We start from the raw sequence: 23,824 nt of genomic DNA, 5'->3' as shown, positions 1-23,824 counted from the left end.
CCTGATACCTTGATCGCAATTGGAAAAAAGTGTCATGCAAAATATTACGGAGCGAAACGAAAATGAAAAAAGATAACCGGATAGGGGGTCAAGGGAAAATGAGGTGGATAAAAATATGTACCACAGCCCTGACGTAGAATGTACGCTAACGTGTTAATGGCTCGATTTTTAGAAGGGGGAGAAAATTGGCACCACCAAGGAAGACCATTCAGGAATTGAAAGAAACTGGAAATTACCGGCCTTCCCGGCAAGGGAAACGTACAGAGGTTCAAGGAACCGCATCTGACAAGATCGTCATTTCTATCCCGAAATCTTATGACAAAGTTACTGCTGCAGAGTTCAAAAGAGTCGCAGGTTTTTTGAAGAAGAACGGAGTCCTGACGGTAATGGACTTAACTTCTCTCTATGAGGCGTTTAATGTCTATGCGGAAAATCAACGAGTGTATACGGTTCTGAAGGAAACGCCCGTTACATCTGAAATTTACAAACGTCTTTCCACTCTTTATTCCACAGGTGTGAAAACATTTAATCAGATCATCAAGCAGTTCGGTGCTGTACCCTCAGAGAGGACGAAGGTGTCTGATTTGATGAATAAGAAAAAAGTTGAAAAAAAGAATCCGTTGCTTGAAGCGTTGAAGAATGACTGAGAAGAAGAAAAGATATCATTCATATTGTTCTGATATCATAGATAATAGAATTCCCCATTGTTCATTGGTCAACTTGTCCGTTAAACGATTCCTTTCTGATCTTGAAAGGTCTAAGGAATCAGACTATCCGTATTATTTTGATGAGCGTCGCGCGGATAAAATGATCGCTTTCCTGGAACTATTAAAACAGTTTGAAGGCGAGTTCAATAATAAGTTCCTGGTATTGTCCGATTGGCAGTGTTTCATAATTGCAAATATCGTCGGATGGAGATTGAAAATCGATCCGACAAGCCGAAGATTTCTCCGGGCCTTCATCATGGTAGCACGTAAAAACGGAAAATCTTTTCTCTTTTCCGGATTTGCTCTTGAGAATCTTTTAACCGAACCAGGAGCCCAGGTATGTAGTTTTGCCACAACCAGAGAACAAGCTCAAATTATACTCCGAAATCTCAAGCAAATAATTGCTAAAAACTCTGACCTTGAAGAATTGCTTACTGTCTATCGAGCTGAAATCCAGAACAAGGGGAGCGCCGGGCGGTTCTTCTGCCTTTCGAAGGAATCAAAGTTTCAAGATGGAATGTCGATATCTTATGGACTTGCCGATGAAGTGGCCGCGATGCGGGATTCTTACCTTGTTGATGTCGTTCAGTCTTCAATGGGATCCCGGCGTAATCCTGCACTGGTACAAATAACAACCGCCGGTTATAACTTCGAATCCCCCGGTTACCAGGAGTATGAAAAGTCCAGAAAGATTTTAACCGGCGCTTTGGAAGATGAACGCTTTTTTACGATCATCTATCAATACGATAAAGAAGATCGATGGGACGACCCGACCTGTTTTATCAAGGCGAATCCAAATCTCAATGTTTCCGTAAAGGAGTCTTTTTTACTTTCTCAGCTACAGGATGCAAAAAACTCCGGATCCAAACGGGCCGAGTTTATGACCAAACACTGTAATATTTTCTTGAAATCGTTCGACTCATGGATTACTCCGGAAGTGTTAAAAAAAGCTGAGCCGGATGAAGTAAGCAAAGCTCTGGACTTAACGGAATATCCATGCTTCGGCGCTATCGACTTATCAATAAAAAACGACTTCACCGCGTATACGCTTTGCTGGTTTATCCCAGTACTTCGACGATTTATTTTACGACATAAGTTTTATATTCCAGATGCAACCGTAACCCAGCGATTCGCATCAGATTCGAAACATATATTTGACTGGATTGAAAAAGGATTTATAAAACCATGTGATGGTGAAATGATCGACATGGAAAACCTGTACGAAGACATCAACGACGATTTAGAAAAATACAATCTTCGCGCAATTGGTGTTGATCCGTATCGAGCACAAGAAATATCCGCCTTATATCCCGACCTGGTTCATAAGTTTTCGCAATCACACTTGAATATGAGCGGTCCTATTTCGCTTTTTGAAAGAGAAATATCCAGGGGAAATATTACAGATTTAGACAATAATCCGGTTTTCAAATGGATGATGTCGAACGCCCAATGCAAGACGTTGCCGAAAAACCTACTGAAACTTACGAAAGTGAACGAGGATAAAACATCCGGATCCCGCATCGATGGAGTAATTACAAGCGTGATGGCCGTCTCCCTTGCCGCTGGAAATATGCCGGAAGAAACGAGCGCAAAGACCATTATCAATTTTGATTCGCTGATGTTCTGATCTGACTATATGTCTATGAAAATATTCGGATGGAACATAACGAAGGAAACCCGTAGTAGTAAAACAGATTTTTATTATCCGCTTTTAAATTTTGGTAGCCCTTCGCTGTATACTTCAAATATTGCAAATCCAACTGTTTCGGCTGCTATAAATCTCATTGCCGGAACAATCGCAAAGCTTCCGATTGTTCTGTATTTTAAAAAAAATGATGATAGCCGTGTCCGCGCAACCTGGCATCCTCTTTTTACGTTACTGAAAAGGAAGCCGAACGGAGAAGAAAGTGTTTTCACCTTTATATACCGCCTGATCAGGTATTTGCTTGAAAATGGAAATGCGTTCATCTTTAAAGCTCAGGATGGTTCAGGAAATATTATCGAATTACGATTCCTCAATCCCGTTTATGTGAACGTCACTCGTGATAAAACAGGAAGAAAGATTTTCTTATATGCCGGCACTGAATATACAGCTGAACAAATCCTTCATATCCCCTCATTACATTACGATGGACTTGTCGGACACTCGCCTATGGAAGCGGCGAAATATGCCGTTGAAGTTGGTAATACCCTTGACGAATTTGCAAAGAATTCAATCGGAAACGGAATTAATACAGGGCTGTTAATCGACACAACGGAGTATCTTAACCAATATGGGGAGGATGAAGATAAAACAACGACCGCCTTGAACAACATCGGGCGGTACTATGCAAATCATGGCACTGGACCTGCTAACGCAGGGAAGGCCCTCGTAATGCTCCCAAAAACGAAGGGAACGCCAGTGGATATATCAAGCAACCGAGACGCTCAGTTGAATGAGTCTCGTGAAATGCAGGTTAAAGAAATCGCTAAGGTTTTCAATTTGCCGCTTCCACTTTTAACCGGGACCGGAACCGAAGACCTTGAAAAAACAAATCAGCTTTTCCTTTCGTACACACTTTCCCCCTGGATCAGGCTCATCGATACATACCTGAATCAACTTCTCACGCCTTACGAAGAAGAGCGGTATTATTTTGAGACTTCGACCGATCCAATCCTGACCGTCTCAATGTCGGCAAAATATACAGCTTATCGTGCCGCGATTGAGGGCGGTATTTATTCTGTTAACGAAATCCGCGCGAAAGAAAACATGCCGGCCTTGGATGAAGCATATGCTGGTAACGTTCATTTTATACCGGTCAATATTATGCCGCTCACGGATGATAATGTTCGGGCGGTTCTCGCACAGTCAAAACTTGCTCTTCAAAAGTCGGCGGCAGAATCCAAGCATAATAAAAGCGGAGATGATAAATCCTGATCTGACTATATAACAAGGGAGCTAGTGATAATGGCAAAGAGATATGAACTGCGCGAATACCAGGCGAAAATTGAAATCCGGGAACAGGAAGGCGCTGCGAAAGTTCTTACGGGTGTGATTCCGTATCTTTCGCGTTCTGAAAATATGGGCGGTTTCTTTGAGGTAATCGCTCCAAGCGCATTCGCGCATACTCTGAATGATGGTGCGGACGTTAAATGTCTCATCGATCATGACCGGAGCAAAATTCTCGGCCGCGTAAAGAACGAGACCCTTAAGCTTCGATCTGAATCTGATGGACTCCATTTCGAAGTAGAACTGGCAAATACATCCTATGCAAACGATCTTTACGAGAACGTGAGAACCGGGAATATAACCAGTATCTCTTTCGGTTTTTATACGCTCATCGATGAATGGGATACCACCGTAACACCCGCCCTGAGAACGCTCAAGGATGTGAAACTGATCGAAATTTCTTTCGTCGTTTTTCCGGCTTATCCCGAAGCACAGGCGCAGGCCCGGTCGAAAGCCTTCGAAGACTCAGGATTCGAAGAACTAGAAGGACTCTTGCTTCGGGCGCAGAACCAATCGTATCAGTTTTCAGAAGATGATAAAAAAACCATAGTTGCTTTACAGACTGCGTTGCAGTCTTTAACTAAGAGGTCAGAGAACAAGATTCAGGAACCGAAAGTCGCCGTCATTCCGGAAACCTATTACGAGAACCTCAAAAAAGAGATTCCCAGATAAAGGATGATGTATGAACAAGAAAAAACTTGAAGAACTCCGGAAGGCGAATGACGCGCTTCTTGATCAGATCAAGAAAGAAAACCGAGAACTTACGCCGGCTGAAAAAGAACTCTTCGAAGCCAGAAACGAAGTTCTCGCGTTCCACTCCGAAGAGCCTCCGGCCCAGCCAACCGAAAAGCGATCAGACCCCGCGGCCCCGCAGGCGCCGGAAACTCGTTCGGCCCCCCCGGCGCCAGGCGTTGCCGGAATAGTCGTCGCCGAAACCAGGGCGCTTGAGCTGGCTGCCGTGGAGATGAAAGAAGAGGCCGAGTCCCGGGCAATTGCTACGGCGTTGCTTGAGAAACGCGCGGTCGCTGTAGGAGCAAATGGAGACAGCCAGTTTTCCAACAGGGTGTTCGAAATACCCGGCGATCTCACGAATATTCTCAACGCAATCACGATGGAGACAAATGCCGCTCCGAATACGAAGTTCCCTCTGTTCTCGCCGAACCTGGACAACGTAAAGCGGGTTTCCGAAGATGGTACTGGATCAACCGTATCAACTACGGCGTTTACTCCTGTCGTGGTTACTCCGGCGCCGTACCTCGCCTTTGTACCTGTTTCTGACAGCTTCTTGAAGCAGAACCCCGGCGGAGCTGTCGCCAAGCTTGCCCCGATGTTCAACAAACAATTCCTTCGCAAGATGGCAAAAGAAATCGTTTTCGGAACCGGAAGCGGCGAAATGCTTGGCGTTTTCAAGGATACCGGGATAACCGCAAACGCTACTACCGCGGCGCCGGGAGGCCCGAAGATCGTGGATATCACCGCACTCATCGCAAAGCTGACCGGAAAATTCCTCCGTTCAGAATTGTCCATCGTGATAAATCCCATTTTCTGGGGCGCGATCATGGCTGAGGATATTTATCACACTCATGTGACTTTCCAGAATGGAATATTCGCTTTCGATGGTGTGAAGATATTCGAGAACGACAATGCCCCGACCACTCTTACCGCTGGAAGCAAGGTCGCGGTAATTGGTAACTTCACTGATTACGGCGTTGCGGTTGCTCAGAACGTCGAGCTCCGGATGATCAACCCGGTAGCCGGAAGCCTGAATAGCAACCTGCAGGGCGTTTCCTACTTCGATGGGAAAGCAATTGTCACCGATTCCTTCGCGTATCTGAAGACCGGAGCGCAGACCTGATCCGGTAGCGGTTAAGGGCGCCGGCCTGCGATGTTCAGATTTCCTGCACATCATGTAGGCCGGCATTTTTCTTTAAGAGGTATGTATGGCTGCATTGGTGACAGCATCTGCAATAAAAGACTTTTCAGCAATATTCCCGGAAACTGATTCTATCGTCAATGAATGCGAAGCTTCCGCGGAAGATATTGTAACCGAGTACCTTGGGTTTCATCCGGTGAAAAAGGGGTACACTCATGATGTCGTTGGTCTAGGCGATGGAAACCTTTACCTTCAAGCATTTCCTGTCTCTGGATCCATCACCGTTGACGGAACGATTTACGAATCGGGAAGTTTTGACCTTAATCAAAATATAGTTACGATTCGCGATACGACATTTACGTTTAAGTCACGAATTCCGGTATCCTATGAAGCTGGGTTTGAAACAGTTCCTGATTCTATCTTGCATGTGATTCTTCAAATAGCTTCGCTTCTTCTCACCGAACGGGGGAAAGTCGGGATTTCTGGATATAGTGATCAAAATACAGGCTCAAGAACCTTCATCAGTTACTCTAATTTTGACCGTTACCTGAAAAATATCAAAAAGTACAAATTATTCAAGGCGCTGGTATGATCGTAATAAATGTACAAGGTGATTTCAAAAATGCAATCAGTGAGCTTGAACGCCTTGGAGCATCGACAAAATTTTATAAAATCGACATGCTCCGCGCGGTCGGTCGCGCTTCGCTTGCAGAGGTGAAAAGAGGATACAAGAAATATTTACGGCAGCCGACCGGAGGTTTATATAAATCGTATAAAGTAAAGACGAACAGAAAGAAGGGCTTTGCAATTGTGTATAGCCCGACAAAACAATACATCGCTACAGCGTTCGAACGCGGATCAACGATTCAATCAAAAAAATATAAGTACCTGACATATCGAGTCGGGGACACCTGGGTAAAAACAAAAAGCATTACTTTACCGCGAGCTCCGTTTTTTTCCGAAGGCGTTGGCTCTTACCAATCCGGAAAACTCCAGGGAGACATCGACAAGATTCTTGAAAAGGCAATCGTTAAGTTCAATAAGCAGGCGGAGGGAAAATAAGAAATGGAAGAACTTCTCGAGAGTTTTAAAGCTTACATCGTTGCGGAACTTCCGTTATATCTAACGGCTTCAACAGAAGAAGTTCCGCTTCCTGACTTATCGACTTCAAACATTGTCATTGGTGATTGTGATATCGCAAAACATTCCGCTGCGAATACGCTTTTCATCAATCCTGATTCAATTTCATTCTCTGATTTAAGTATCAGCGATTATGAGCAGTCGCTTTCTCTTGATCTACTTATGGTGTGTCGTAATAGTGCTCCGGAGATTCTCTACAAGAAAGTTCTCCGATATGGAAAAGCGTTAAAAGACCTTTTTATCGCTGATTTGAATCTTGCCGGGATCGGGACCATTGATATAAAAAGCGGAGATTATTTCGACGGAATGGAAGGAAATTCTTCGATAAAGGCCTTTATGCTTTCGTGCGAAATCGTTTGGTGATCTGACTATAAAGGGAGAGGTAGTCATAATGAATATTAACGGTATAGATACAACCCTGCAAATCGGAAAAGAGTCTGTCTGGGGTACCAAGGTTCCGGCAACCCAGAACATCAATTTTCTGTCTGAGTCGTTCAAGATGGAACCGGAATTCATCGAAGAAGATTCTGTGATAGGCTCGATTTCCGCGCGCGATAAGGATATCGCGGCTTTCAATGTTTCTGGCGGATACGACTCGATTTTGAAACCAGAGAACGCAGTTTCTTTTTTCGCCTTGGCCCTTGGGTTACAGGCCGCTCCGGTTTCCCATGACGGCGCGACCGTAGCGAAAGACCATGTTATTACTCCAGTCGGGGCGAATGTCGCGCTGCCGAGTTTTACAGCAATTGTTGACCGTAAGCTCCATGTCAAAGCCTATGCCGGATGTCAGGTCGGCACCTTTGAGATTTCTGCAAAGTCGAAGGATTACATCAGAACAAAGGTAACGGCAATTTGCAAATCGGAAGAAACCGGGACAATTACGACCCTTCCGAAACCTTCGAAGAAAGCGTACAAATTCGTTAACGGTGTTTGTGCGATTGATGGGACACCCTTCGCCGATGTAACGAATGTTGTCTTTTCAGGGAACAATGCCGCGACTGTCGGAGATCATACCCTTGGTTCCGGCTTGCTTCCTTCCGAAGGTGGTCATGGGATCCGGGAGTATTCGGTCACTCTTGATACGAAGTTCAACGCGGCCGCGAATTCGCTAATCGAGACGAAGTATAAAACCGGCGACACGGTAGAAGTCGAGTTGACCTTTGAAAGCCCGGAGGAGATAGAAGCTGGTATAAAACACCAGTTTGAAATTTCGCTTCCTGCCGTGTTGATTAACGGCGGTCTTCCGAACATCAATGGGAAAGAAGATCTTACTGTATCTATAACCGGTGTGGCTTTGGAAAAAGATGGCGTTTCCCCGTGTACGGTGACTGTCGTTTCCGACATCGCAACCATCTTTTAAATAAAGGAGCTTATTTTGATTATTGAAAAGAACCGGTATTTGATTAGAACAAAGATTTTAATAGGGAACTTTCTCGGCGGATCGCCGGAGGATTGTTTCGTAGAACTCAGAGAGCCTTCAACGACCGAGCTATACGATCTGAAAGAAAAGTGGCGGGTTACCCGCGGATCAGCTTCACAGTCGATGTATGCGCTTGTGGACCTCCTGCCGAACTTGATTGTAGAGCACAACGGATACAAATCCGAGAATGAAAAGTATTCGAGCCAGGAGATGGTCGAGACAATTCTTTCCAAGATTGAAATGTTCGAACATGTAGTCATGCAATACTATGAGAAAGTCCTTTTTATTATCATGCCCGAGATGAAAGAGGAGGAGAGCTCAGATCGGGGGAAGAAAACAGATTAATCCATAATGTGGCCCATGATTATTTTAATTATGGGCGTATTTCAGATGATGTATTATCTGAGGGAGGTGATCAATATCTATTCTGGTGTCAAATGCTTTACAGCCTTATTGATAACCAGAATGCCTACTATGTTCATTATCCATATCCAGGAGGATACCTTGAACAGGGCGCAATCACGATGTTTATACTGGACATAATAAAAAATGAATATATCGATTACCTGAAATCGAAACAGAAATAGCCCGGAATCCCCGGGCTTATTTCTTCTCTGACCTGACTATACAGTCATGGCAGCAGAAGCAAAGTTTATAATCAGCGCACAGGATAAAACCTCATCAGCAATTAGTGGCGTGAAAAAGAATTTCGCCGATGGTGAAAAATCTGCTGGTTCATTCTCGGATACCCTAACAAAATTTGCATCTATTACCGCGTTCACAGTTCTCGCGAAGAAAATTTCAGATTTCACCGGGGCTTGTATATCTGATTTCGCAACTGCCGAACGCGCTCAATTGCGTCTTGGAAATAGCTTTGATCGTTTATCCGATGTGATCGACACGATGGGAAGGAGCTACGAGGGTTCAAAGGATGACATTGATAATGTTGTTTCGGCTCTTTCTGCTCTTGGAAAATCAGATGAACAGATAGAAGCAATCACGCGGGCGTCGGTTAACCTGGCTAACGCAACCGGGCAGGATTTGAATTCCTCATATCTCCTGCTTGCTGATACCTTCGAAGGGAAGGTTTCTGCGCGACTTTCTAAGCTTATCCCAGAACTTGGAAATCTGACGGAATCGCAGGCGAAGGCTGGCGCGGCGACTGAAATAATCAACGAACGATTGCAGGATATGACGGACAGACTGGCCGGTGGTGCCGCTCAAAGAATCAGAAATCTTTCGGAGTCGTTCGGAGACCTGAAAGAAAACATCGGGACTGATTCATTCAATATGTTTTCTCCGATGCTTGACTGGCTTCAAAAGCTGATCGATCGAACCAATGACGCAATCGAAGCCAGCCGCCTTCATCAGAAAGTCATGAAGGAAGGCGCGAATGCATCGCTTTCTGATCGTATAAAGGATAAAAAAAATCAGGCATCCGATTTGCAAACTGATATGGAAATTGGTCTGCGAAGTCAAGGTCTTGGGAGTTTCGAAACGTGGTTAAAGAACCAACGCGCGCTTGATTATGATCGATACTCCGGAAATTCAAATGCTGATCGTCAAAAATACAATATGGAATTTTCCAGGGAAAGATCAAGAATGACATCTAAAGAAGATGTCGCTCTTCTTGAAAAACTGCAAAAGGAAATAAATGATCTAACCGCCGAACTCGAAAAAAATACCAAGGTCACTGAGGAGGGTAAAAAAGGAAGTGGCTCTGGTTCTGGTGTTTCAAGCGGATTGAATGTTTCCGATCTCTTCGGAGAGGATATATCAAAGCTCCGTTTTTCTCTTCTTCCTGGGGCAGATAATGGCCTTGGGACTGGCGGTTCTTTGCTTGACTTCTCCGGAGCCGGTGCGACCAGCAAGCCCGAAGTTCAAACACCTGGATTCGGATTTAACCCATTCGATGGAATGGGAAAAATGGGAGATGTAATCACAAAGGTTGTTGGAGGCCTCGATTCTTTTTTCGGTGGGATAACCGGAATGATCGGTTCTCTTACGACGGTGAAAGCGATTCTTAATCCGTTCGGCGTAATCCTGCAAGGTATAATGAATGTTCTCGGCCCGATCATTAATGATTTGCTGACTCCTTTAATTGGGATTCTTACAATTGTAGGTGAGTTCCTTGGGACCCTTATTGCCCCGGCACTGAAAATGCTGGCGCCGGTAATCAGTTTTATTACAGAAGCATTCATATGGGTATATAACAAGGCATTAGTTCCATTCCAGAATGGAATGATCGATATCGTTGAGGCAATCGCGAACTTTTTTATCGAGGCGGCTAATAAAGTTATAGGAGCCTTGAATAGACTTCCTTTTGTGGATATTGATAAAATCCCCAAATTGAATTTGGAAGATGAAAAACTACAAGCTTTAACCGGAGCTCAAATTATTGCGGCTGGCGGTGGAACGGTCAATAGTATGAACAACTCAAGTTCGGGCGGAGCAACCTATACCGGATCACAAAACATAATCATAAATATTTATCAGAACGCACCGTTAGTCGGCAGTAACGGAATGAAGGAATTCACGTTGATGCTGAGAGATGAACTGGACACCTTGGGGTATTACAATCAATGACAATAAATCTTGTAATTAATGATGTAGGGTATGACGTAACCAATGATGTAATCATCGAGTCGATGGTTTTCACAAAGCCCCTTTTTCGTGCTCTGGAACCATCGAGCGCGACCTTTAATTTTTCGCTGTTACAGCAATCTAATATTTATGATGATCTGCTAACAGCTATAGACGAAATTGAATGTCTCGTTACAGAAAGCGGTGTTCCTGTTTTCACAGGATTTCTGACCGATAACTGGTCTTTTGGCGTTGATGCAAAAGGCAGGCAACAGATAAGTCTAGTTGCAGAAGATTGTTTAAATAAAAAGCTTAAGAAGTCCTGGCAATCATTAAACGGTAAACAAACCGTTTATAATAATGTATCTGCAATCTCAGTGGTCTCAGATATTTGTTCACTCGCTGGAATTGTATTTGTCACTTCCTCATATTACTTGGGCGATCTTGATACAAAAAAGATTTTTAAAGTAATCCGGGATGTTGATGATGTTCAATATTACTCTGTTCTTAAACCGTTGCTTCTCGATTTCGGATATACATTTTACATCGATGAATCAGGTAGCTTGCGACTATACAAACTGATTAACACAGGGTCTGATGTTGCTCCCATTATTTCCGATCTTTGCGTCGTTCGTTTGGAAAAAAATAGAACTCGCTACGATCAGATAAATGTGAACTGGAAGTCCGTTAAGACTCTATCTAATACGGTTGTCTTTGAAGATACTACCGGCGCAGACGATACGAACCCCTGCAATATCACGGTAGAAGCAGGGGCGGTATATCCGTCTTCCAGTGATGGCCAGGCGGTACTATCCCAGTATCAATTACAGACCGGAGAAAAAATACTGCTGGTCGTTGGCGCGGCTCCGGATGTAGTTCGAAGCCCAAGTAGTACACTTTCGTTTACAGATCTTGGCTTGTATGCCGATCTGAAAATTACCGCGGGAGCCTCACCGTGTTCAATAACAAAATTGAGAATCACAGCAACGACCGTATACGCTGAAAATGAAACTAATATCACAACCAGTAATAAGGGTGGAAAGAAAAAATATAAATATGATGCCCAGTATCTTAATTCGACTTCTGCAGCCGAAGAACTTGCTGATCTACTCTATAATTATTTCAACAATCTCGATTTTTCTTATACCGTAAAATCAAAAGCCGATTTACTTGTCGGCTCATTCGTTACACTTTCGGAACAAACCTTTTCTGGAATTTCTCAAAAGTGCCGGATAGTAAAGAAAATCACCAGGTATAAATCGATAACGTCAAAATCGTATGAATACTCTATTGAAGCAGTTGGCGCGGCAACCGTAACCGAAAAAGAAATTGAGAGAATCGCCCCTCCGAAGAATAATACTGTCGGCCCGCAGGGGCTTCCGGCCACCGTCTATTCAATCTCCTCCGCCTCTCCCGTCCTTGCAAAAAGCGTTGCCGGGGTGTTCACTCCCGCCGCCGCATCGTTCTCTTTCTTTTCTACAACCGGTACCGCCGCTCCTGTCCCGTATGCGGGATACTGGAAAATCTACGAGACAACCGACGGATCAAGCTGGGTGCTCAAGGAAACGGCATCGGCGAACGCCACGGGTAAAACCCGCACGCCGACTGACTCATCAGTGAATGGGATTCGGTGCGAGCTGTACGCGGCCGGGGGCGTTACCACGCTCCTTGATACCCTGACCGTTCTTGTGGTCTCCGATGGATCAACCGGAACCCCCGGCTCTACCGGTGCCTCCGCAATCTCCGGCATCCTACAGAACGAATCGCACTCCGTACCCGCCGACGCTGACGGCAACGTCACCAGTTACACCGGATCAGGTACGGAAATCCGGGTGTACGAAGGGGCGACCCTGCTTGCTTACGATGGAGTCGGCACCGCAAACGGATCATGGAAGGTAACAGCGGCCGGTACCGGAATTACTCCGGGCGGAATCTCCGACTCAGGCGCATTCGCTACCGTAGCCGTTCACTCCGAGATGCCAGCCGGTACCGCTATCGCAACTATCCTTTATACCATTACCGGGAAGACCTCGGCTGGTGTTTCGTTCTCGTTCACGAAGACCCAGACCATCACGAAGGCGAAGACGGGGGCTACCGGGGAGCAGGGAATTCGCGGCGCAAACGGTAACGAGTGCTATAACTCTACACTGGAAAACGGTACGGATGGGTGGGTATTTGGAGCAAATTCGCCGGTTTCTACATTTGGAGTAAATCTGAGCCTGGACTGGAACCTACTCGGCGGTCTTACCGGATATATTAGGCAATCGTCCGCAACCGCCGGCGGATATAGCGACCTACACTCAAGGTCAATTCCGGTAATCGGTGGGGAGACATACGAATATCAGGTGAGGTCTGGAGCGCATAGGTGTAAGGCCGAGGTGTTTGTTTATTGGTACGATGTTTCGGGCGCTACGGTTGGAAACTCACCTCTCTATGCTAATAATGGGGAGATGGCCGGCGGAAAATATCTAACCGCATATAAACTTATTGGGGGTATTGCAACCGCGCCGGCAAATGCGGTTTACGCACGGCTTATTCTTAGAAAGAGCGGTACAATATCAGGCTCCGACTCATACTTTTTCTTCACCCAGCCTCTTTTCGCGCGCGCATCGCCCGGCCAGACAGGCCTTTCTCCGTGGACCCCGACGGCTATACAAGGGCCGCAAGGGTCTACTGGCCCAACCGGTGCTACCGGCCCCAAGGGCAATCCTCGCTCGGCATCGGCGTTAAAAAGGGATACGCCGCCTTCGCAGATATCAACGATGGTGAATGTTATATCCACGGGTTTACGACAGCAGGAGTCGCCGCCGACGTTCCCGGATTTATCTACTTCGATGAAAAGAAACTCACCGTCAATAATAACATGCTTAATCCGAACTATGCACTCGACGGGTACATCCTGCTCCCTGTCGCTGGCGGTGTCCCGGTTGTGGGGTTTTTCAGGATATCAAACCAGACATGGTATAGTATTGTTGAAGGGACGTTCACCGCCTTAACGGAAGCCAGTTGGCTTGCGATCGGCGAGATGATAAACACCGGCGCCGAGGTAACGGAATCGGTATCCCTCTATCCCCGTGCGGTACGACTCTCGGATGTGCGAATCGCCCTCAAGCAGCAGTTCCTTGGTATCGCCGGGGCGGTTACAAACGGGTCCGGTTCGGTATCGCTCTACCAGACAACCTCAGCGCCGTACAAGTTCTCCGCATCTGCGGTAGGGAAGAGGGCGCGGCCGGGGGACTGCGTATTCGTTCGCGGCGGGACACTGGTACAGGCAGGTACGAGCGATTCAATCAAGGCGCTCCGGGTGTTCGACGGCTACTACTGGGAGGCTCCCAGAACCGAGGATTACCTCAAGTACCGGTCAATGGCGCTGATCGATCTCGCGGCATCAGCTCGAGTGTACAAGGCGAATGGTGTGGCGATCCCGGCCGACATCGATGCGGCGTATGATGTGCTTGTGACGAATGTTTTGATGGCAGAGAAAATAAAGACGCTGGAAATCCAGTTCGAGGAATTCGTCGCATCTATAGCCGGAAATACTCTCGTCCCACGATCTGGATCAACTCCGGGCACAAGACAGATTTACATGGGGAAGAATCCGCGCTATCCTAATGATGCAACACGCGAGTATGAATTCGCGATGCAAGAATATTTAGGCATGGATGGAACAAGGGAGGTTTGGATGAAGCACTTCTGGACTCGAATGCTGGCAACCGGAGCCGCGGCGCTAACGCTTGCTGGGTGTGTTCAGGCAAATGATGGCGTGGAATCACATCCGGGCGTTGTTTGGGAAAGACTATCAAGTGTGTTCGGATCAGATACCATAAGGTCAATTGCATATGGGAATGGAAGGTGGGTCGCCGTTGGTGGAAGCAAGATTGCCTATTCAACCAATGGAACCACCTTTACTCTTGGAACTAGTCCATTTGGTACATCTAGCATCCAGGATATTGCATATGGGAATGGAATGTGGGTCGCCGTTGGTGATGCTGGAAAGATTGCCTATTCAACCAATGGAACCACCTTTACTCTTGGAAGTAGTCCATTCGGATCAACAATCATATGGGCAATTTCCTACGGAAATGGAATGTGGGTCGCTGGTGGTAATGTTGGAAAGATTGCATATTCAACCAATGGAACCTCCTTTACTCTTGGAAGTAGTCCATTCGGATCTAATGCTATACTTGATGTTGCTTATGGAAATGAAACATGGGTAGCCGTTGGAAATAGTGGAATTATATCCTATTCAACCAATGGCACATCTTTCTCCCTTGGAAGTAGTCCATTCGGTGTCAGCATTATTGAAGGTGTTGCTTACGGGAACGGAATGTGGGTCGCCGTTGGATGGCAAGGCAAGGTTGCATATTCTACAACCGGAACATCTTTTACGCTAGGATCAAGTTCATTTGGGACAAATACAATACTGGATGTTGTCTATGGAAGTGGAAAATGGGTCGCCGTTGGTGGAAGCGGAAAGATTGCCTTTTCGACAACCGGCAAAGATTTTAGTGAAGAGAATATACAGCAACCATTTGGAGCAGTCGGTGACTTTTCATGCGTCGCAACCGATGATAATGGAGTGTTTATTGCTGGCGGATATATTAGCCCAGGTTCCGGTATATTAATCCGCTCCGATCCCCTTGAAGCCGGTGGCGGCGTCGTAGGAAAGGTGTACGATGCCACCAGAGGAGAACTTAACAAACTCTGGGATGGACGGTATTTCCCTTCATATGCCAACGTGGCCGATGTTGCTCCGAAGCTCTATAAATACTTCGCCCCCGGAACGACACAGGCAGCAGTATATACGGCATTGAGCCCTTATTTAAACCCAGCAGTTGGAACCAGTATTGGTTGTGACGGAAGGTATCTACATAATGAAATAGCTAGACTTCATCGTGTTACTTCTACACAGCTTGAGTTTGTTCATAACGGTAATGGCTCTTTCTTGGTTATAACAAGTGGATCAGGAACTACCTTATCTGGATCATTACAGGTAGAGTTCATAATTTATCAAGCATAAAATCCTAACCTGACTATAGTGTCAGGGGGATTTAAATGGAGAGAGTACAATACATCCCGACCGCCGGCTGGCTGGTGATCGGGATGGGATTGATTCTGCTTTTTGTGCTTGTATGGTTCCGCGGCCTTAAGCTCGGCGCCGGAGACAAAAGCGTTTCTATTGGCGATACGGTTGATAAAAAACTCAATTCGTTAAAAAAAGAGCTCGACGAAAAAGAAGCCGCACGCGCACACGATGAAGAAATCAGGAAGTCGCTTTTCCGCGAATCGAACATCATCGACGATAAAGTAAAAGCAGACATGCGCCGGATCGTCCGCTCCTTGAGCGACGATATTTACCGCGTCTTTACCCAATATGTTAAATGCGAGTTTCCGGCCGTCCAGGTGGAGAATTTCATTAAGGGCGAGTTGTTTCAACGAATCGATGAAAATCACATGCGGGAGAAGCTTTCCTTTAATGAAATTGCTGGGTATCTCGCAGATGTTCTTCATGACATTCAGAAGGAGTATGCCGTATTTCTGACGGCGACCCATAAAACAACCTGCGGGGAAGGGTACCCCTCCTGGGATATCATATCCCAAGGAATTAGTATCATTTTGTACACTTGGGCAAATAAAACGAGAGACGTAATCTGTACCAGAACAAGGGAGAAAATATTTCTCTACAAGGCATCCCGCGACCGGTTCATCCTGCCCGAATTTCGGAAGACGTCTGTTGATGACCCTATCTTGAAGAACGAAGGGTATCTCTTGTCCCTTGAAGGCGGTCCCGTATGAGCCGCGCATTATCCGATCTGAAAGAACCGGCCAGAAGCCGGGCGGAAGAAGCCCTTGCCGAACTGAGGAGGCTTGGGGTCCGGGTATCGGTTGTTTCGACCTTGAGAACAACTGAAGAGCAGCAGGCTCTTTTTGCTCAAGGGCGAAAGGATTTGGCCGAGGTAAACAGGCTGCGGGCTATCGCCGGTCTCGGGACTCTTCCGGAAAAGGAAAATCGATATACCGTTACCAACGCTGATGGTATCCAGAACCGAAGCCGGCACCAAAGCGGGAAGGCCCTTGACGTTGTGCCGCTTGAAGGCGGGCGGGCTGTTTGGCCACCTGCAACAGATCCCCGATGGCAAGTAATCGCGAATGTTTTCAAAGCGCGCGGATTTGCCTGGGGAGGTGATTGGAAAGATTATCCGGATTACCCTCATTATCAGTTGGGATCATGAAAACCTATGAAGCAAAAAACATCTGCCTTTATATTCTTGTTCTTTCTCTTTTTGGGTGCCGTACACCCGGAAGCGTGGTTTCTGGCGAACTCGAACGAACTGGACCGACTAGAGAAGCTCTGGGAGACCTCTCAGAGCAACAGGCAGAATTGGGAATCACAGGTTCAAGAATTGAGGATGAAAGCAGAATCCTTGAACAAGGACTCGCAACTCTTGAACTCTCAATTGAGGACGGAACGGACGACAACGACGAGTTTACGGAAATCCTTCGAAGTATACGCGATCGGCCAGTCCCGGGTCCTCTCACAGAAAGAAGGAGAAATAGGGCGAATCAATAATGAATTAGCCAGGTGCAAAGTGCAGCGAAATATACTTTTCTCGATCGTTAGCACCGCTGCCTTTGTTATAATAACCTTAATTTTGTTAAGAAAGAGGCCTCATTAGGTGGAGAACCAAGGAAGGAATAGGGAGAAATTCGGCATAAGGTTGGCCGGATTTCTCCTTTTTTTTGGCACAATTCTGGCACACTAAAAACGCCTTTGTGCCGGCTGTCTCACTTACCAGAATGTCTTGTGTGTCAAAATTGTGCCACAATATAAATATTTCATTTACAGGTATTGATTTATTCTTCTATATTATACTATTCTATTTACTGGTAATAAGCCTATGTCGCAAGGCGGGAATGAGTTTACACCCAGAATGTCGGGGGTTCGATCCCCTCAGCGCCCAAAAGACCACGTATTTACGTGGTCTTTTTTTTGTCCTCATCCCTGATAATTGACCGCGGGACGAACAAGAGGTATTATCAATTTCATGAAGCAACTTCAAGCAAAAAGCCCTCGCGGACATGATCGTATTTTCGTGAAGGGCGCTCGAGAACATAATTTAAAAAACATCGATATAGAACTTCCGCGCGACGCCCTAATTGTCATTTCAGGATTGTCCGGATCCGGAAAAAGTTCCTTGGCATTCGACACAATATTCGCCGAAGGCCAGAGGCGCTATGTAGAATCCCTTTCATCCTACGCCAGGCAATTTCTCGGCAGGATGGACAAGCCGGACATCGATTACATTGAAGGCTTGTCCCCGGCTATATCCATCGAGCAGAAAACCACCCACAATAATCCGCGGTCCACCGTAGGCACCGTTACCGAGATATACGACTATTACCGGCTTTTATTTGCCCGCGTCGGCCATGTTCATTGTCCCCAGTGCGGAAACGAAATCAGGGAACAGTCGGTTGATCAAATAGTCAACACCATCGTGGGATGGGACGAAGGATCGAAAATCCAGATTCTCGCGCCGATAATCAAGGCGAAAAAGGGTGAGCATCAAAAAGTCATCGCAGACGCGAAAAAAGCCGGTTTCGTGCGCGCGAGAATCGACGGCCTTCTCGTAAGCCTGGAAGACGATATTAAACTCGACAAGCAAAAAAAACACACGATAGAAGTCGTTGTCGACCGCATCGTCGTATCGAAGGAATCGCAAAAAAGAATCGCAGAATCCGTCGAGACTGCGTTGTCGAGTTCGGGCGGCATAATTCTCGTTACCAGACAAAACAAAGAGGGGCCTGATTCCGAGACTCTGTTTTCCCAGAAAAACGCCTGTCCCGATTGCGGAATATCGATACCGGAATTGCAGCCGCGTTTGTTTTCGTTCAACAATCCGTTCGGCGCCTGTCCCGAATGCACCGGTCTGGGGGCGAAGCAGGAATTCGACCCGGACTTGATCATACCCGATCCTAATTTGTCTTTTAACGAAGGCGGAATACTCCCGTATAATCCCGAAAGCGCCTGGAACCGCAGCCAGTTCGAAGCTCTTGCCAAGAAATATTCGTTTTCTCTTTCCACTCCGATTTGCGATTTATCTAAAAAAATATACAACATTTTGTTGCATGGAACTGGCGAAGAATCCATAGACTTCGTCTATAAGAACAGGGAAGGGACAGGGCATTTTAATTATCATCGTCCATGGCCTGGAATCATGGCCGATCTCAAGCGGCGCTACACCGAAACTTTTTCCCAGTCGCAACGCGAGAATTACGAGAAATACATGTCCAATCGCGAGTGCGAGCTGTGCCATGGAATGAGGCTTAAGCCGGAAGTGCTTGCTGTTACCGTCGGAGACAAGAACATCCACGATCTTTCCGCTCTTTCCGTTGCCGACTCGCTCGTTTTCTTCGAACGACTGGCCCTTACAGAAACCGAATCGCAAATAGCTTCCCAAATTTTAAAAGAAATTACTTCGCGCCTCGAGTTCATGAAAAACGTCGGGCTCGACTATCTTTCGTTGGAACGGAAAGCGGCTACGCTCTCGGGCGGCGAAGCCCAGCGCATACGGCTTGCGACTCAGATCGGATCGAGTTTGATAGGGGTTCTGTACATTCTCGACGAACCTTCCATCGGACTACATCAGCGCGATAATCAGCGCCTGATCGACACTCTGTTGTATCTCCGCGATCTTGGAAACACCCTCATAGTAGTCGAACACGACGAACAGACTCTCAGAACGGCGGATCATGTGGTGGATCTCGGGCCCGGTGCCGGCGTACACGGCGGCTATATCGTAGCTCAAGGGACGCCCGAAGAAGTCATGAAGGTTAAGGAAAGCCTTACCGGGCAGTATCTCGCCGGAACGTTGAAGATGGAGATCCCGAAAAACCGCCGAACCGGCAACGGACATTTTATTTCACTCGTCGGCGCAACCGAACATAATTTGAAAAACATCGATGTCCGTATTCCTCTGGGAACCTTCACCTGCATAACGGGAGTTTCCGGCTCGGGCAAGTCGACGCTGCTATCTGACGTTCTGTATCCGGCGATATCGAACCGGGTAATGCGGTCTTCCCATGCCGAAGGAGCCTACGCCTCGATTGAAGGCCTGGATCAGCTAGATAAGGTTATCAACATCGATCAAAGCCCCATCGGAAGAACGCCCCGATCCAATCCCGCGACGTATGTCGGCGTCTTCACCGGAATTCGCGATCTATTCGCAAGCCTTCCGGACGCAAAACAGCGCGGGTACAAGGCCGGAAGATTTTCATTTAATGTGAAGGGCGGAAGGTGCGAAAACTGCCAGGGCGACGGTACGTTGACGATAGAAATGAATTTTCTTCCGGACGTATACGTAGCCTGCGATGTATGCGGGGGAAAAAGGTTCAACAGGGAAACCCTGGAAGTGAGATATAAAGGAAAGAACATCTCGGACGTCCTTGAAATGACCATCGAGGAAGCCGCGGAGTTTTTCGCTCCCATACCCCATATCGCCCGCAAGCTCGAAACTCTTCTGTCCGTCGGGCTCGGCTATGTCCGCCTCGGACAGTCCGCCTTAACCCTCTCGGGCGGCGAAGCTCAGCGGGTGAAGCTCGCAAACGAACTTGCGCGCAGATCCACCGGAAAAACGCTGTACATTCTCGACGAGCCGACTACCGGACTTCATTTCGCCGATGTCATGCAGCTTATGGTCGTCATTCAGCGCCTGGTGGACCAGGGAAACACGGTTCTGATGATCGAGCACAATCTTGATGTGATACTGCAGGCCGACCGTCTCATAGACCTCGGTCCTGAAGGGGGAATACGAGGCGGCACGATAATCGCCGAGGGAACCCCCGAAGAATTAGCGGATTGTTCAGAGTCGTACACCGGATACTATATAAAAGAGCTTTTGGACCGCATGGGATGAAGCTCCGCATTATCCTGGCGCTTGCGGTCGTCTGCGCTTCCGCCGTTTCGGCGGCCGACCGCACCGTTACGATCGAATCCGCAAGATCTACGGAATATATTTCAGATTCTCAAGACGGCTCGTCGAAAGACCGCGAGCTCATCCGGTTTAGGGGAGACGTCAAGATTGTCGTTACCGAGGGAACCTCTGTTTCCAAGATCGGCGCCGACGAAGTCACCTACGATAAAAACAAAGACATGCTTGAAGCGCGCGGCAACGTCACCTACGAACATACAACCGGAAAATCAGGCTCTCAGAAATTCAAGGGTCAGGCGCTCCGTTTCGATATAAAAAAACAGGAAGGCGTTTTCCTTTCAGGCGCGGTGACCCAGGAGACCGGAAAGGCTAAATCCGATCCGTACATCATACAGGCAGAAATTTCCGGTCGCGACTCGAGCACGACGATGGCGTTTAAGAACGGCGTTCTGACGACCTGCGACGCAGACAATCCGCATTGGTCAATAAACGCGTCGCGCATCTGGCTCTTGCCGGGAAACGAGATCGCCATATTGAACGGCATTTTCTTCATCGGCCCCTTGCCTGTTTTCTACATCCCCGCATTTTACTATCCCTCCGACGAAATGATCTTTCATCCCGTATTCGGTTTCCGCAACCGGGAGGGGTACTTTGTTCAAACTTCGACCTATTTGTACGGACGAAAACCGATCGCGGCGAAGAGTTCGACAACGTCGGGAACATCATTTTCGGACTTTTTGCAAAGCGATACGCTGAAAGAACAGAAGCGCGAAGGGTTGTTTCTGCGAAACCTTGAATCCGACGCAAAGTCGACCTCGTCGGACTATTTCAAAATAGTCGCCGATACGTACTCATCACTGGGATATATGACCGGAGCCGACGGATCCTTCTCCGGCACCGGTTTGATTAAAAGCCTTTCGTTTTCCGGATATGCCGGATTTTCGAGAACCCTGTTCCCACCGTCTTCAGGTTTGTTTTACAGTACGTACGATTCAACAGGAACTGAATACTGGAATTCGGGATGGTTTTTCGGGAACGAATTGCCGTTCAGGTATCGGGCAAATCTATCCCTGACTTTCGATAAAAAACCGTTTCGGCTCACGGCAACGCTGCCTCTGATATCGGATCCTTTTTTCAAACAGGACTTTCTCGATAGAAGCGAAGATTTGAACTGGTTCACCCTGCTTACGGATCAGGCGGAGCTTGCGTCCGGATCTTCCATCAGCCAGGAAACTTCGTTTTCCTGGAACCTGAACGGGTCGGTTCAACCTGATGTGAGTTTTGCGGCTCCCTGGTTGACGACTTTTTCGATATCTTCTTTTTCCGGGCTTCTCTCTTTCAATTCAAAGCCGAACGCGACGATAACCGGGTCGGAATCGTCGTATTCTCCGGAGCGGAGATTCTTTTATCCTGAAATGATTAAGCCGGAATTCAAGGCGGCCTTAGCTGGTACTCTTATCTCTTCTTCAAAGACCCGGAGTCCAAAGAAAAAAGAGGCGGAGAAGGAGAAGCCGGACATCGGTTCGCTGGAGAATCCTTTCACTGACAGTTCAGCAGAACCTGACGATACGCTTTCCGCTCAGAAAGCGCCTGACAAGACCGAGGCGGAAAGATTCATTCCTGCCGCCGGCACCACAGGAACTTCTGCGATTACTTCGTCTTCCGGGCAATCAGCGTGGTCTGTGACCTGGAATGTCGACCCTTCGGTTGTTCAGGAAATAAGGTATAATCCGACGGATTGGGAGTCTCCCGATGAAATCGGATGGAACACGTACTCATCGATTTATTATCAGGCTAAGGCGACCGGCGCTCTCAAGGGGGCTTGGTCTTACGATCAGAACTTTTTAGACGTTTCTTCGTCGGTTTCCCTTAACGGGACTCGCCAGGACCATCCCTGGCTTTCGGATGAAGTGTACGACACCGAAGCGAAAAAAAACACGGTTAAGCTTGTCGATTATAAGGCAAGCACCTACACTGTCGAGAATTCCTCATCCGTAAAGTGCGTTCCGCTTAACAGGCATGCCGTGTTGAAGCCCGTATCGTTTGCCTGGAATTTTACCGGCGATCTTATAAAATCCGAGTTCACCGGCACGGTCGATGAACCTGAATGGGAAACCAAGCCTCTTGAATGGGAGAAGGATTTCATCGATGTTCATTCCGCCACAGCGGTCATCGGAGCGAAGCTCGGAGGCTATGATCAGAAATTCACTTTGGTCAGCAATCTCCCTCCTTTGCTCGAATCCTGGACCGGCACGGCGGCTTTCGCTACTTCCTTTTTGAATGCGTCGTTCAGCTCGAAATTGTATGAAAAGACGGTCGACGACGAAGACGATTGGTTGTGGGATCCGTTTAAAGCGTCTTTAACCTGGACTCTGCCGTTCGGAGTAAAAGCCGGACAGGAATATGCCTATGACCTTCAAGGCGACGAACCCTCGCGGCTTCATTTTTCACTTTCAAAGAACGGCGCGTCTGCGTTTTACACTTTTACGAATACGGTTCCCTACGAGCTGGTAGCCGGTTCAGGATGGAAGCTGAGCGCTGACGAAAAAGAATTTCTTCCTTCCGCGGCGGGGCTTTCCTACACGAACAGCGCAAAACCCCTGTCCTTGAATCTTTGGAAAAACCGGGTATCTCTGCAGGCGAAGGTATCCACCAACGTCAAATTCAATCTTCTTAAACTGACGGAAAGTTCCTTCGATTTCGTCCCTACTATTACGTTCAAAATATATGAATTCCTCGATTTGTCGTTCAGTTCCACCAGCAGAAACTCGGAAATCGCGCGCTATTTTCAGGATTGGATGGATCTTCCCGCGCCGCTTCCGGGCGAAACAAATTTGGTTACGGATCTAGTCAAATCATTTAATTTCTGGAACGAACAGGATAGAACAGCTACCGGCTATAAACTTAAGAGCCTGAGCATGGAAATGACTCATTATCTTCATGACTGGACCGCGAATCTCAAGGTGTCCGTCAAGCCTGAGCTTCAAACCGACGGCGGCTATCGATACGAATTCACCCCGATCATCACCTTCGTCGTTCAGTGGAAACCCATATCCGACATAAAAACGACGGTGACATCCGAAAAAGGGGTGTTTTCCTTGAATACCACGGACGAAACCGATGAATGAAGAAAGACTCCTTGACGGTGCTCGGTTCTTCTATGTACACTTCTGAAACGAGGTT

At 47.2% G+C, this 23,824-nt stretch carries 17 protein-coding genes; all 17 read left to right on the top strand.

What is annotated here, in order from left to right; all coding sequences use genetic code 11:
- Window positions 1-185 precede the first annotated feature (185 nt).
- Window positions 186-647, top strand: coding sequence for a P27 family phage terminase small subunit (locus K7J14_RS08350; RefSeq protein WP_230755228.1), 462 nt, complete (start codon window positions 186-188; stop codon window positions 645-647).
- 73 nt (window positions 648-720) lie between these two features.
- Complete coding sequence (locus K7J14_RS08345) at window positions 721-2,334, top strand: terminase large subunit (RefSeq protein ID WP_230755226.1); 1,614 nt, start codon at window positions 721-723, stop codon at window positions 2,332-2,334.
- Between the two features lie 15 nt (window positions 2,335-2,349).
- Window positions 2,350-3,624, top strand: a complete 1,275-nt coding sequence (locus K7J14_RS08340) for a phage portal protein (RefSeq protein ID WP_230755224.1) — start codon at window positions 2,350-2,352, stop codon at window positions 3,622-3,624.
- A 30-nt stretch (window positions 3,625-3,654) separates the two neighbouring features.
- Entirely contained in the window at window positions 3,655-4,368 is a 714-nt protein-coding gene (locus tag K7J14_RS08335) for an HK97 family phage prohead protease (RefSeq protein ID WP_230755223.1), read from the top strand.
- Window positions 4,369-4,378: 10 nt separating this feature from the next.
- Window positions 4,379-5,551 (top strand): phage major capsid protein, encoded by a 1,173-nt coding sequence (locus K7J14_RS08330; RefSeq protein ID WP_230755222.1) that lies wholly within the window; start codon window positions 4,379-4,381, stop codon window positions 5,549-5,551.
- 85 nt (window positions 5,552-5,636) lie between these two features.
- Window positions 5,637-6,161, top strand: a complete 525-nt coding sequence (locus K7J14_RS08325; protein ID WP_230755220.1) for a hypothetical protein — start codon at window positions 5,637-5,639, stop codon at window positions 6,159-6,161.
- Window positions 6,158-6,631, top strand: coding sequence for a hypothetical protein (locus K7J14_RS08320; protein WP_230755217.1), 474 nt, complete (start codon window positions 6,158-6,160; stop codon window positions 6,629-6,631). The genes K7J14_RS08325 and K7J14_RS08320 overlap by 4 nt, the downstream gene beginning before the upstream one ends.
- A 3-nt stretch (window positions 6,632-6,634) precedes the next feature.
- Window positions 6,635-7,072: a hypothetical protein gene (locus K7J14_RS08315; protein WP_230755215.1), complete on the top strand. Its 438-nt coding sequence runs from the start codon at window positions 6,635-6,637 to the stop codon at window positions 7,070-7,072.
- A 28-nt stretch (window positions 7,073-7,100) separates the two neighbouring features.
- Window positions 7,101-8,069, top strand: coding sequence for a phage tail tube protein (locus tag K7J14_RS08310; RefSeq protein WP_230755213.1), 969 nt, complete (start codon window positions 7,101-7,103; stop codon window positions 8,067-8,069).
- A gap of 15 nt (window positions 8,070-8,084) precedes the next feature.
- A complete protein-coding gene (locus K7J14_RS08305; RefSeq protein ID WP_230755212.1) occupies window positions 8,085-8,474 on the top strand; it encodes a hypothetical protein in 390 nt (129 codons plus the stop codon).
- 288 nt (window positions 8,475-8,762) lie between these two features.
- Window positions 8,763-10,715 carry a hypothetical protein gene (locus tag K7J14_RS08300; RefSeq protein WP_230755211.1) on the top strand — a complete coding sequence of 651 codons (1,953 nt, stop codon included), beginning with the start codon at window positions 8,763-8,765 and terminating at the stop codon, window positions 10,713-10,715.
- Complete coding sequence (locus tag K7J14_RS08295) at window positions 10,712-13,708, top strand: hypothetical protein (protein WP_230755210.1); 2,997 nt, start codon at window positions 10,712-10,714, stop codon at window positions 13,706-13,708. Before K7J14_RS08300 ends, K7J14_RS08295 begins: the two co-directional genes overlap by 4 nt.
- A 2,059-nt stretch (window positions 13,709-15,767) precedes the next feature.
- Window positions 15,768-16,508 carry a hypothetical protein gene (locus tag K7J14_RS08290; RefSeq protein ID WP_230755209.1) on the top strand — a complete coding sequence of 247 codons (741 nt, stop codon included), beginning with the start codon at window positions 15,768-15,770 and terminating at the stop codon, window positions 16,506-16,508.
- On the top strand, window positions 16,505-16,945 hold the full coding sequence (locus K7J14_RS08285) for a M15 family metallopeptidase (protein ID WP_230755208.1): 441 nt from the start codon (window positions 16,505-16,507) through the stop codon (window positions 16,943-16,945). Before K7J14_RS08290 ends, K7J14_RS08285 begins: the two co-directional genes overlap by 4 nt.
- Window positions 16,942-17,283, top strand: a complete 342-nt coding sequence (locus K7J14_RS08280; RefSeq protein ID WP_230755207.1) for a hypothetical protein — start codon at window positions 16,942-16,944, stop codon at window positions 17,281-17,283. Before K7J14_RS08285 ends, K7J14_RS08280 begins: the two co-directional genes overlap by 4 nt.
- A gap of 475 nt (window positions 17,284-17,758) precedes the next feature.
- Window positions 17,759-20,626, top strand: coding sequence for an excinuclease ABC subunit UvrA (uvrA, locus tag K7J14_RS08275; RefSeq protein WP_230755205.1), 2,868 nt, complete (start codon window positions 17,759-17,761; stop codon window positions 20,624-20,626).
- Window positions 20,623-23,769 (top strand): LPS-assembly protein LptD, encoded by a 3,147-nt coding sequence (locus K7J14_RS08270; protein ID WP_230755203.1) that lies wholly within the window; start codon window positions 20,623-20,625, stop codon window positions 23,767-23,769. The genes uvrA and K7J14_RS08270 overlap by 4 nt, the downstream gene beginning before the upstream one ends.
- Window positions 23,770-23,824 lie beyond the last annotated feature (55 nt).

The organism is Teretinema zuelzerae (assembly GCF_021021555.1).
In the GTDB taxonomy this organism is placed as follows: domain Bacteria; phylum Spirochaetota; class Spirochaetia; order Treponematales; family Treponemataceae; genus Teretinema; species Teretinema zuelzerae.
The sequence above is the reverse complement of the archived record's forward strand: the minus strand, read 5'-3'. Positions and strand labels throughout refer to the sequence as shown.